This is a genomic window from Amycolatopsis sp. A133 (genome assembly GCF_031082405.1).
In the GTDB taxonomy this organism is placed as follows: Bacteria; Actinomycetota; Actinomycetes; order Mycobacteriales; family Pseudonocardiaceae; genus Amycolatopsis.
This window is the reverse complement of the sequence record NZ_JAVHJU010000043.1, coordinates 116,077-129,433: the sequence shown is the minus strand read 5'-3', so window position 1 is coordinate 129,433 and position 13,357 is coordinate 116,077. Positions and strand designations below refer to the sequence as shown.

The following is a 13,357-nucleotide window of genomic DNA, read 5'->3' as shown; positions in this document are numbered from 1 at the left end:
TCCGAGCACGATTCCGCCGCGGCCGGTGCCGGCACCGGCCGCGGCAAGGGGGAGCCGACATGTATCCGTTGTCGTTCGCGCAGCGGCGGTTGTGGTTCATCGGCCAGCTGGACGGCCCGAGCGCGGTCTACAACGTGCCGTTGGTGCTGCGGCTGTCCGGGCCGCTGGACCGCGGCGCGCTGGACGCGGCGGTCGCCGACGTGGTGGAGCGCCACGAAAGCCTGCGGACGGTGTTCCCCCTGGTGGACGGGGAACCGGCGCAGCGCGTCGTGCCCGCCGGCGAGGTCGCGCTGCCGGTGTCCTGGGTGGCCGCCGGCGCCGGCGAGGTGGCCGGGCTGACGGCCGGGGCCGCGGGGTACGTGTTCGACCTGACGACCGAGATCCCGATCCGGGCGCAGGGGTTCTCGGTGGCGCCGGACGTGCACGTGCTGGTGTTGCTGGTGCACCACATCGCGTGCGACGGCTGGTCGTGGGGGATGCTCGGCCGCGACCTCGCGACGGCCTACGCGGCGCGGCTCTCGGGGACCGCGCCCGGCTGGGCCGAGCTGCCGGTCCAGTACATCGACTACACGCTGTGGCAGCGGGATCTGCTGGGCGCCGGCGACGACCCGGGCAGCCTGGTGTCGCGGCAGGCCGCGTTCTGGCGCGAGACCCTGGCGGAGCTGCCCGAAGAACTCCCGTTGCCGTTCGACCGGCCGCGGCCGGCGGTCGCCACCCACCGCGGTGCGGGCGTGCCGGTGCTCCTGGACGCGGAGACGCACGCGCGGATCGAGGGATTGGCCCGTCAGAACGGTGTCACGCCGTTCATGGTGGTGCAGGCCGCGCTCGCCGTCCTGCTGTCGCGGCTGGGGGCCGGGACCGACATCCCGCTCGGGACGCCGGTGGCCGGACGCGCCGACGAAATGCTGCGCGAACTGGTCGGGTTCTTCGTGAACACGCTGGTGCTGCGGACGGACGTCTCGGGCAACCCGACGTTCCGCGAGCTGCTGGCCCGCGTCCGCGAGACCGACCTGGCGGCGTTCGAGCACCAGGACCTCCCGTTCGAGCGGCTGGTCGAGATCCTGGCCCCGCCGCGGTCGCTGGCCCGCCACCCGCTGTTCCAGGTGATGGTGGCCTTCGACGCCGACACCGGGACGTCCTTCGCCATGCCGGGCCTGCGGGTCGACGAGGTGGACGTCACGGGCTGGGATTCGGCGAAGTTCGACCTGAACTTCGAGTTCCGCGAACGGTTCGAGCCGGACGGGCGGCCGGCCGGGATCAGCGGCGTCGTCGAGTACGCCACCGATCTGTTCGACCACGCCACGGTCGAGGCGCTCGCCGCCCGGTTCACCGCACTGGCCGGGCAGCTGATCGCCGATCCCGGGCAGCGCGTCGGCCTCGTCGACGTGCTGACCGGCCGGGAGCGCGAACTGCTGCTGAGCGCGTGGAACCCCGGCCCGCGGGACGTGCCGGACGCGACCTTGCCCGCCCTGTTCGAGGCGCAGGCCGCAAAGACCCCGGACGCGGGCGCCGTGACCTGCGGGGCGGTCTCGCTCACCTACGCCGAACTGAACGCGCGGGCGAACCGGCTCGCGCGGCTGCTCGTCGAGCGCGTGGCCGGTCCGGAGCGGTTCGTGGCGATCCGGCTGCCGCGGTCGGTCGACATGATCGTTGCGGTGCTGGCGGTCCTGAAGGCGGGTGCTGCTTACCTGCCGGTCGATCCCGGGTTGCCGGTGCAGCGGGTCGAGCTGATGCTGGCCGACGTCGCTCCGGTGCTGACCATCACCGAGGACACTTTTGCCGCTTCGTCAGGGAAATCGGCGGAGAACCTCGACGACGGTGACCGGCTTTCGCCGTTGCTGCCGTGGCACCCGGCCTACGTCATCTACACGTCCGGCACGACGGGCAACCCCAAGGGTGTGGTGGTCCCGCACCGCAACGTCGTCAGCCTGATGCGCTCCACAGAGGACACTTACGGCTTCGGGCCGGACGACGTCTGGTCGCTGACAGCCAGGCTGGCCTTCGACGTCTCGGTGTGGGAAATCTGGGGCGCGCTGCTCTACGGCGGCCGGCTGGTCGTGGTCCCGCAGGAGGTGACGCGGTCGACGGCGGAGCTGCTGGACCTGCTGGCGGCGGAGAAGGTGACGGTGCTCAACCAGACACCGTCCGCCTTCTACGAACTCGTCCGCGCCGAGCCGCGGGACCTCCGCCTCCGCACGATCGTCTTCGCCGGTGAGGCGCTGTCGTTCGAGCGGGTCCAGGAGTGGTACGCCCGGTATCCGGAGAGTGCCGCGCGGCTGGTGAACATGTACGGGATCACCGAAACCACCGTGCACGTCACCACCCTGGAACTCGACCCCGCACTGGTGGCCGGCTCGCCCGCGCGGAGCCTGATCGGCCAGGCGATCCCCGGGCTCGCCCTGTACGTCCTGGACGCGAACCTGCAGCTGGTCCCGCCGGGTGTCGCCGGGGAGCTGTACGTGTCGGGGCCGCAGGTGGCGCGGGGTTACTTGAACCGTCCGGAGCTGACCGCGCAGCGGTTCGTGGCGTGTCCGTTCGGTGCGCCGGGTGAGGTGATGTACCGCTCGGGTGACTTGGCCCGGTGGCGGGCCGACGGCAGCCTGGAGTACCTGGGCCGCGCGGACGACCAGGTGAAGATCCGGGGTTTCCGCATCGAACTCGGCGAAGTGGCGGCCGTGCTGGGCGCTCAGCACGGCGTGGCGCAGGCCGCTGTCATCGTGCGCGAGGACCGGCCGGGCGACAAACGGCTGGTCGGGTACGTCGTCCCGGCCGGCGGCGCGGACGTGGCCCCCGCGCAGGTGCGCGAGGTCATGGGTGAAACCCTGCCGGAGTACATGGTCCCGATGGTCGTCGAGGTCGACCGGCTGCCGCTGACGGCCAACGGCAAACTCGACCGCCGGGCGCTGCCGGCGCCGGACTACGCGGGAGTGACGGCCGGCCGGTCGCCACGGTCACCGCTCGAGGTGCTGCTCTGCGGCGTGCTGGCGGACGTGCTCGGCGTCGACCGGGTCGGGATCGACGACAGTTTCTTCGCGCTCGGCGGCCATTCCCTGCTCGCGACGCGGCTGGCGAGCCGGGTCCGCTCGGTGCTGGGCCTGGAACTGAGTGTCCGCCAGGTGTTCGAGTTCCCCACGGTCGCCGGCATGGTGCGGTGTCTCGACGGCGGCAGCGGGCCGGCCCGGCCCGCCCTCGTCCGGGCCGGCCGGCCCGAGCGGGTGCCGTTGTCGTTCGCGCAGCGGCGGCTGTGGTTCCTCGGGCAGCTCGAAGGGCCCAGCGCGGTCTACAACGTGCCGCTGGTGCTCGGGCTGTCCGGCGCGCTGGACCTCGGCGCGCTGGAGGCCGCGCTCGCCGACGTCGTGGCGCGCCACGAGAGCCTGCGGACCACCTTCCCGGTCGTGGACGGCGAGCCCGTCCAGTGGGTGGTGCCGGCGGCCGAAGCCGTGCTGCCGGTGGCGTGGGCCGACGCCGACGCGGATCGCCTGGCCGGACTCGTGGCCGGGGCCACGGGCCACGTGTTCGACCTGGCCACCGAGCTCCCGGTGCGCGCGCAGGGCTTCTCGACCGGGGCGGCCGAGCACGTGCTGGTGCTGCTGGTGCACCACATCGCGTGCGACGGCTGGTCGATGGGACTGCTGGCCCGCGATCTCGCGACGGCCTACTCCGCGCGCCTGGCCGAGGCGGCGCCGGCCTGGCCCGAACTGCCGGTCCAGTACGCCGACTACACGTTGTGGCAGCGGGACCTGCTGGGCTCGGAGGACGATCCGGCCAGTGTGGTGACCCGCCAGTCCGCGTTCTGGCGCGACGCGCTCTCGGGACTGCCGGAGGAACTGACACTGCCGTTCGACCGGCCGCGTCCGACGGTGGCGAGCCACCGCGGTGCGGAGGTCCCGCTCGTCCTGGCCGCCCCGGTGCACGCGCGGATCGAGGAGCTGGCGCGCGAGGCGGGCGTGACGCCGTTCATGGTGGTGCAGGCGGCGCTGGCGGTGCTGCTGTCGCGGCTGGGGGCCGGGACCGACGTCCCGCTGGGCACGCCGGTCGCGGGGCGCGCCGACGAGGCCCTGCACGACCTGGTGGGGTTCTTCATCAACACGCTGGTGCTGCGGACGGACGTTTCGGGAAATCCGACGTTCCGCGAGCTGCTGGCCCGGGTCCGCGAGATCGACCTCGCGGCGTTCGAGCACCAGGACCTGCCCTTCGAGCGGCTGACGGAGCTTCTCGACCCGCCGCGGTCGCTGGGCCGGCATCCCCTGTTCCAGGTCATGCTCGCCTTCGACACCGCGGACGAGCCCGCGGCCGGCCTGCCGGGCCTGCGGGTCGGCGAAGTCGCGGTGCCGGGCCGGGATTCGGCCAAGTTCGACCTGAACTTCGAGTTCCGCGAGCGGTTCGGGCCGGACGGCCGTCCGGCGGGGATCGACGGCGCCGTCGAATACGCCACCGACCTGTTCGACCACGACACGGCCGAGGCGCTGGCCGGCCGGCTGGCGCGGCTGGTCGAGCAGCTGATCGGTGCGCCCGGGGAACCGATCGGCCGCGCCGAGGTGCTGACGGCCCGGGAACGGCGGCTGTTGCTCGAGGAGTGGAACCCCGGCGCCCGGGAGGTGCCGGGGGACACCTTGCCCGCGTTGTTCGAGGCGCAGGCCCGGCGCACGCCCGCCGCGGTCGCGGTGGCCGACGGCGTTGTCTCGCTGACGTACGCGGAGCTGAACGCGCAGGCGAACCGGCTCGCGCGGCTGTTGGTCGAACACGGGGCGGGCCCGGAGCGGTACGTGGCCGTGCTGCTGCCCCGCTCGGCCGGGATGATCGTCGCGGTGCTGGCCGTCCTGAAGGCGGGTGCCGCCTACCTGCCGGTCAACCCGGCGCTGCCGCGGCAGCGGGTCGAGCTGATGCTGGCCGACGTCGCCCCGGTGCTGACCGTCACCGAAGACACCTTCGCCGCGGCCGCCGGGAAAGCGGCCGGGGACCTCGACGACGGCGAGCGGGTCTCACCCCTGCTGCCGGGGCACCCGGCCTACGTCATCTACACGTCCGGGACGACGGGCCACCCGAAGGGCGTGGTGGTCCCGCACCGCAACGTCGTGAGCTTGATGTCCGGCACGGAAAGCACGTACGGCTTCGGGCCGGACGACGTGTGGGCGATGGTCCACTCCCTCGCCTTCGACGTCTCGGTCTGGGAGATCTGGGGCGCGCTGCTCTACGGCGGCCGGCTCGTCGTGGTCTCCCAGGACGTCACCCGCTCACCGGCGGACCTGCTGGAGCTGCTGGTCACCGAGAAGGTGACGGTGCTCAACCAGACGCCGTCCGCGTTCTACGAGCTGGCCCGCACCGAGGCCCGCGGGCTCAGCCTCCGCTTGATCGTCTTCGCCGGCGAGGCGCTGTCGTTCGAGCGGATCCGGGACTGGTACGCCGGGCACCCGGAAAGCCCGGCGCAGCTGGTGAACATGTACGGCATCACCGAAACCACCGTGCACGTCACCATCCTCGCGCTGGATCCCGGCCTGGTGAACCGGTCCCGCACGCGCAGCCTCATCGGCACCGCGATCCCTGGGCTCGCGCTCTACGTCCTGGACGAAGGCCTGCGACCGGCCCCGCCGGGCGTCGCGGGCGAGCTGTACGTGTCCGGGCCGCAGGTGGCGCGGGGTTACCTGAACCGGCCGGAGCTGACCGCGCAACGCTTTGTGGCGTGTCCGTTCGGTGCGCCGGGCGAGGTGATGTACCGCTCGGGTGACCTGGCCCGGTGGCGGGCCGACGGCAGCCTGGAGTACCTGGGCCGCGCGGACGACCAGGTGAAGATCCGCGGCTTCCGGATCGAACTCGGTGAAGTCGAAGCGGTCCTGAGCGCGCGGCCCGAGGTGGCGCGGGCCGCCGTGGTCGTGCGCGAGGACCGGCCGGGCGACAAGCGGCTGGTCGGGTACGTGGTGCCGGCCCCCGGGGCCGCGGTGGATCCCGCGCGGCTGCGGGAGTTCGCGGGCGAGTCGCTGCCGGACTACATGATCCCGGCCGCGCTGGTCGTGGTGGACGGCCTGCCGCTGACGGGCAACGGGAAGCTGGACCGGCGGGCGTTGCCGGCCCCGGACTATTCGGGGGCGGCCGCCGGCCGGGCGCCGCGGTCACCGCTGGAGGCGTCGCTGTGCGACCTGCTCGCGGAGGTCCTCGACGTCGCCCGGGTGGGGATCGACGACAGCTTCTTCGACCTCGGCGGCCATTCCCTGCTCGCCACGCGGCTGACCAGCCGGGTGCGGTCGGTGCTGGGCCGGGAGCTGAGCGTCCGCCAGGTGTTCGAGTTCCCCACGGCCGCCGGGCTGGCCCGCTGCCTCGACGGTGCCGCCGGGCAGGCCCGGCCCGCGCTGATGGCGGTGGACCGGCCGGAGCGGGTGCCGCTGTCGTTCGCGCAGTGGCGGCTGTGGTTCATCGGCCAGCTCGAAGGCCCCAGTCCGGTCTACAACGTGCCGCTGCCGCTGCGGCTGTCCGGGACGCTGGACGTCGCCGCGCTGCGGGCGGCGGTGGCCGACGTCGTCGGACGGCACGCGAGCCTGCGGACGATCTTCCCCGTCGTGGACGGCGAACCGGTGCCGCGGGTCGTGCCCGCGGACGAGGTGGCGCTTCCGCTCGAGTGGGGCGACGCCCCGGCGGACCTGGCTGCCGAGGCCGCCGGGTACGTGTTCGACCTGGCCACCGAGATCCCGGTGCGGGCGCGGGGGTTCTCGACCGGGCCGGACGAGCACGTCCTGCTGCTGCTGGTGCACCACATCGCCTGTGACGGCTGGTCGATGGAGGTGCTGGGCCGCGACCTCGCGACCGCGTATGCGGCGCGGCTGGCGGGAACGGCGCCGGCCTGGGAGGAGCTGCCGGTCCAGTACGCCGATTACGCGTTGTGGCAGCGGGAGCTGCTGGGCTCGGAAGACGATCCGGCCAGTGTGGTGGCCCGGCAGTCCGCGTTCTGGCGGGAGACCCTCGCGGGACTGCCGGAGGAGCTGGCGCTGCCGTTCGACCGGCCGCGTCCGACCGTGGCCGGTCACCGTGGGGCGCACGTGCCGGTGCGCATCGGGGCGGACGTGCACGCGCGGATCGACGACTTGGCGCGCCAGGTGGGCGCGACGCCGTTCATGGTGGTCCAGGCGGCGCTGGCGGTCCTGCTGTCGCGGCTCGGCGCCGGGACCGACATCCCGCTGGGCACGCCGGTGGCCGGTCGCGGCGACGACGCTCTGCACAACCTGGTCGGGTTTTTCGTCAACACCCTGGTGCTGCGCACGGACGTTTCGGGGGACCCGACGTTCCGCGAGCTGCTGGCCCGGGTCCGCGAAACCGACCTGGCCGCGTTCGAGCACCAGGACCTGCCCTTCGAGCGGCTGACGGAGCTGCTCGACCCGCCGCGGTCGCTGGCCCGGCACCCGCTGTTCCAGGTGCTGGTCTCGTTCGACACCACCGCCGGGGTTTCCTTCACCATGCCGGGCCTGCGGGCCACCGAACTGGAGCTCCCGGGCTGGGCTTCGGCGAAGTTCGACCTCAACTTCGAGTTCGGGGAGGTCCGGGACGACGGCGGCCGGCCGGGCGGGATCACCGGCGGCATCGAGTACGCGACCGACCTGTTCGACGACAACACGGTCCGCACCCTCGCCGGCCGCCTGGTGCGGCTGGTCGAGCACCTGGTCGCCGACCCCGGCCGGCCCATCGGGCAGGCGGACGTCCTGACCGGCCGGGAGCGCGAGGTGCTGCTCACCGAATGGAACTCCGGCGCGGTCACGGTCCCCGAAGCCACGATTCCCGCGTTGTTCGAGGCCTGCGTCCGGGAGACGCCGGACGCGGTCGCGGTGGTGTCCGGTGCGGTATCGCTGTCGTACGCGGACTTGAACGCGCGGGCGAACCGGCTGGCGCGGGTGCTCGTGGCGCAGGGCGCCGGCCCGGAGCGGTTCGTGGGCGTGCGGCTGGCGCGGTCGGCCGAGCTGATCGTGGCGGTCCTCGCGGTGCTGAAGGCGGGTGCCGCCTACCTCCCGATCGATCCCGCGCTGCCCCCGCACCGGATCGGCTTCCTGCTGGCCGACGCCGCCCCGGTGCTGGTCGTCACCGAGGAGACGTTCGCGGCCGCCGAGGAGCAGGCGGCGGACGACCTCACCGACCGCGGGCGCGTTTCCCCGCTGCTGCCGTCGCACCCCGCGTACGTCATCTACACGTCCGGGACGACGGGCAATCCCAAGGGCGTGGTGGTCCCGCACCGCAACGTCGCCGTCCTGCTCAGCGCCACCCGGGACGCGTTCGGGTTCGGGCCGGCCGACGTGTGGGCGATGGTCCACTCGCTCGCCTTCGACTTCTCCGTCTGGGAGATGTGGGGCGCGCTGCTCCACAGTGGACGGCTGGTCGTCGTCCCGCAGGACGTCACCCGCTCACCGGCCGATCTGCTGGACCTCCTGGCCGCCGAGCAGGTGACGGTGCTCAACCAGACGCCGTCCGCCTTCGCCGAACTGGTCCGAGCCGAACCGCGCGACCTGTGCCTCCGATACGTCGTCTTCGGCGGTGAGGCACTGCCGGCCGAGCACGTCCAGGAGTGGTTCGCCCGCTACCCGGGCAGTTCCGCGCGGCTGGTGAACATGTACGGCATCACCGAAACCACCGTGCACGTCACGCACCTGGCCCTGGAGTCCGAAGTGGACGGACGGGGCGGTGACATCGGCCGGGCCCTCCCGGGCTTGGCCGTCTTCGTGCTGGATTCCGCGCTGCGGCCCGTCCCGCCGGGCGTCGCCGGGGAGCTGTACGTTTCGGGGCCGCAGGTGGCGCGGGGTTATCTGAACCGGCCCGGGTTGACGGCGGAACGGTTTGTGGCGTGTCCGTTCGGTGCGCCGGGTGAGGTGATGTACCGGTCGGGTGACCTGGCCCGGTGGCGGGTGGACGGCGGCCTGGAGTACCTGGGCCGTGCGGACGACCAGGTGAAGATCCGCGGTTTCCGGATCGAACTCGGTGAGGTGCAGGCGGCCCTGGCCGCCGTACCCGGGGTCGCGCAGGCCGCGGCGGTCGTGCGGGAGGACCGGCCCGGGGACAAGCGCCTGGTCGGGTACGTGGTCCCGGCGGACGGGGCGTCGTTGGTGCCCGCGCAGGTGCGGGGGATCGTCGGCGAGTCGTTGCCGGAATACATGGTCCCGGCGGTCGTCGAGCTCGAGCGTCTGCCGCTGACCTCGAACGGGAAGCTCGACCGCCGGGCCCTGCCCGCACCCGAACGCCCGGGTCCCGCCGGCCGTCCACCGCGGACGCCCCTGGAAGCCTCGTTGTGCGCTGTGCTGGCGGAAGTGCTCGGCGTCGGGCAGATCGGCGTCGACGACAGCTTCTTCGAACTCGGCGGGCATTCCCTGCTGGCGACGCGGTTGGTGAGCCGGGTGCGGGCGGAAGCGGGTCTGGAGCTGAGCGTCCGCCAGGTGTTCGAGACCCCGACGGTCGCCGGTCTCCTCGAACGCCTCGGCAGTGCCCGGGTCCGGCCGCCGCTGGTCCCGGTGGTGCGGCCGGAGCGGGTGCCGCTGTCGTTCGCGCAGTGGCGGCTGTGGTTCATCGGGCAGCTGGAGGGGCCGAGCGCGGTCTACAACGTGCCGCTGGTGCTCGGGCTGACCGGGACACTGGACGTCGGCGCGCTCGAGGCGGCGCTGGGTGACGTCGTGGGCCGGCACGAGAGCCTGCGGACGGTGTTCCCGGTGGTCGACGGGGAGCCGGTGCAGCGGGTGGTGCCCGCGGCCGCCGTCAAGCTGCCGCTGACGTGGAGCGACGCCCCGGCCGATCGGGTGCCTGACCTGGTGGCCGAGGCCGCCGGGTACGTGTTCGACCTGGCGGCCGAGCTCCCGGTCCGGATCCGCGGGTGCTCGACCGGTCCGGCCGAGCACGTGCTCGTGGTGCTGGTCCACCACATCGCGGCCGACGGCTGGTCGCTGGCCGTGCTGGGCCGCGACATCGCCGAGGCCTACGCGGCCCGGCTGGCCGGGGCGGCGCCGGCGTGGGCCGCGTTGCCGGTCCAGTACGCCGATTACGCGTTGTGGCAGCGGCAGCTGCTGGGCTCGGAAGACGACCCGGGCAGCCTGCTGACCCGGCAGTCCGCGTTCTGGCGCGAGACCCTGGCGGACCTGCCGGAGGAGCTGGCGTTGCCGTTCGACCGGCCGCGGCCGGCGGTGGCGAGCCACCGCGGCGCGGAAGTTCCCGTGGCCGTGGCCGCGCCGATCGGCGAGCTGGCGCGCCTGACCGGCGTGACGCCGTTCATGGTGGTGCAGGCGGCGCTGGCGGTGCTGTTGTCGCGGCTCGGCGCCGGGACCGACATCCCGCTGGGCACGCCGGTGGCCGGCCGGGGCGACGAGGCCCTGCACGACCTGGTCGGGTTTTTCGTCAACACGCTGGTGCTGCGCACGGACGTTTCGGGGGACCCGACGTTCCGCGAGCTGCTGGCCCGGGTGCGGGGGGCCGACCTGGCCGCGTTCGAGCACCAGGACCTGCCGTTCGAGCGGCTGATGGAGCTGCTCGACCCGCCGCGGTCGCTGGCCCGGCACCCGCTGTTCCAGGTGATGCTGGCCTTCGACACCAACAACACCGTCTCCTTCACCCTGCCCGGCCTGCGGGTCGGCGAGCTGGACGTGCCGGGGCGGGATTCGGCGAAGTTCGACCTGAACTTCGCGCTCCGGGAATCGGCCGGCTCGGCCGGCGTCACCGGTGTCATCGAGTACGCCACCGACCTGTTCGACCACGACACGGTCCTGGCCCTCGCCGAGCGGTTCACCGCCCTCCTCGGGCAGCTGACCACCGACCCCGATCGGCCGGTGAGCCGGGCCGACGTGCTGACCGGCGGGGAACGGGAGCTGCTGCTCGGCGCCGGGAACCCCGTGGTGGTGCCGGAAGTCACCCTGCCGGCGTTGTTCGAGGCGCGGGTCCGGGAGACGCCGGACGCGGTGGCCGTGGTGTCCGGTGCGGCTTCGCTGTCGTACGCGGAGGTCAACGCGCGGGCGAACCGGCTCGCCCGGCTGCTCGTCGAGCACGGCGCCGGCCCGGAGCGGTTCGTGGCGATCCGGCTGCCGCGGTCGGTCGACATGATCGTCGCGGTGCTGGCGGTCCTGAAAGCCGGTGCCGCTTATCTCCCGGTCGACCCCGGGTGGCCGGCGCAGCGGGTCGAGCTGATGCTGGCCGACGTCGCTCCGGTGCTGACCGTCACCGAGGACACTTTTGCTGCCGCTTCGGAAAAGTCCGCGGACGACCTCGTCGACGGCGACCGGCTTTCGCCACTGCTGCCTTCCCACCCGGCCTACGTCATCTACACGTCCGGCACGACGGGCAACCCCAAGGGGGTGGTGGTCCCGCACCGCAACGTCGTCAGCCTGATGCGCTCCACAGAGGACACTTACGGCTTCGGCCCGGCCGACGTGTGGGCGATGGTCCACTCGCTGGCGTTCGACTTCTCGGTGTGGGAGATCTGGGGACCGTTGCTCTACGGCGGCCGGCTGGTCGTGGTCCCGCAGGACGTGACGCGGTCGACGGCGGACCTGCTGGACCTGCTGGTCGCCGAGCAGGTGACGGTGCTCAACCAGACGCCGTCGGCGTTCGCGGAACTCATCCACACCGAGCCCCGCGAGCTCCCGCTCCGCTTGATCATCTTCGGAGGTGAGGCGCTGTCGTTCGAGCGGGTCCAGGAGTGGTACGCGCGCCACCCGGAGAGTGCCGCGCGGCTGGTGAACATGTACGGGATCACCGAAACCACCGTGCACGTCACCATGCTGCCGCTGGATCCCGCGCTGGTCGGCGATGGTTCCCGCAGTCTCGTCGGCCCGGCGATCCCGGGGCTCACGGTGTACGTCTTGGACGCGAACCTGCAGCTGGTCCCGCCCGGCGTCGCGGGCGAGCTGTACGTGTCGGGCCCGCAGGTGGCGCGGGGTTATCTGAACCGGCCCGGGTTGACGGCGGAACGGTTTGTGGCGTGTCCGTTCGGTGCGCCGGGTGAGGTGATGTACCGCTCGGGTGACCTGGTCCGCCGTCGGGTGGACGGCGGCCTGGAGTACTTGGGCCGCGCGGACGATCAGGTGAAGATCCGCGGTTTCCGGATCGAACTCGGCGAGGTCGAGTCGGTGCTGCTGCGGCACCCCGGCGTGGCCCGGGCCGCGGCGGTCGTGCGCGAGGACCGGCCCGGCGACCGGCGTCTGGTGGCCTACGTGGTGCCGGCCGAGCCGGTGGAACCGGCCCGGCTGCGCCGGTTCGCGGCCGAGTCGTTGCCGGAGTACATGGTCCCGGCGATCGTCGAGCTCGACCGGCTGCCGCTGACCTCCAGCGGCAAGCTGGACCGCCGGGCCTTGCCGGCCCCGTTCGCCGCCCGGTCCGCACCCGCCGACGAGCCGCGCAGCCCGCTGGAGAAGACCCTGTGCGGCCTCTTCGCCGAGGTACTGGGCATCGAGCGCGCCGGGATCGACGACGACTTCTTCGAGCTGGGCGGCCATTCCCTGCTCGTCAGCCGGCTGGTTTCCCGCGTCCGCGCGGAACTGGGGGTGGACTTGGGCATCCGGACGTTGTTCGAGAACCCGACCGTCGCCGGCCTGGCCGGACGGCTGGACCGGGCCCAGAGCGACTCCTTCGCGACCCTGCTCCCGCTGCGGGCCGAAGGTGGCCTCGACCCGGTGTTCCTGGTCCACCCGATCGGCGGGCTGAGCTGGTGCTACTCGCGGCTGCTGCCGCACATCCCCAAGGGCCACCCGGTCTACGGCCTCCAGTCGAGCGCCTACGTCGACGCCGAGCGGCGGCCGGGGTCGGTCCGGGAGCTGGCGGACGCGTACCTCGCGCTGGTGCGGCAGGTCCAGACCACCGGTCCGTACACGCTGATGGGCTGGTCCTTCGGCGGCACCATCGCGCAGGAAATGGCTGTGGTACTGGAAGAACTCGGCGAGCCGGTGCCGCTCCTGGCGCTGTTCGACGCCGTCCCGTCGCCGGGGCCGGGCGGGGAAGCCGTGGACGAGCCGGCGGACGTCCTCGACCTCGTCGAGCAGTCGATCCGCGGGGCCGGTGACCTGGCCGAGCTGTCGGCCACCCGGGTCGCCGGGCTCGCGGAGATCGCCCGCCACTGCCTGCGCCTGTTCGACGCGCACCGGACGCGGGTGTTCGGCGGCCGGATCGTCAGCATCGAGGCGGCGGGTTCCCGGAAGCTCCGCGACGAAGAAGGCCTCGGCTGGGCCGGCTTCGCCAAGGGGGGAGCCGAGGTCCACGAAGTCGATTGCCTGCACGAGGAGATGCTGGATCCGCAGCCGGTCCGGCACTTCGGGCCGCTCCTGCGTGATCTCGTGACGCGGACCGCCGCCGTACCCGAGGAAGGGTGACGTCCGTGAAGGCCACCTTCACGGACGTCAAGTCCCTGGAGGTGGGG

At 73.0% G+C, this 13,357-nt stretch carries 1 protein-coding gene; it reads left to right on the top strand.

Going from position 1 to position 13,357, the window contains the following annotated elements; translation table 11 throughout:
* Positions 1-59 precede the first annotated feature (59 nt).
* Positions 60-13,310, top strand: coding sequence for a non-ribosomal peptide synthetase (locus Q5425_RS27705; RefSeq protein WP_308675249.1), 13,251 nt, complete (start codon positions 60-62; stop codon positions 13,308-13,310).
* Positions 13,311-13,357: the final 47 nt, after the last annotated feature.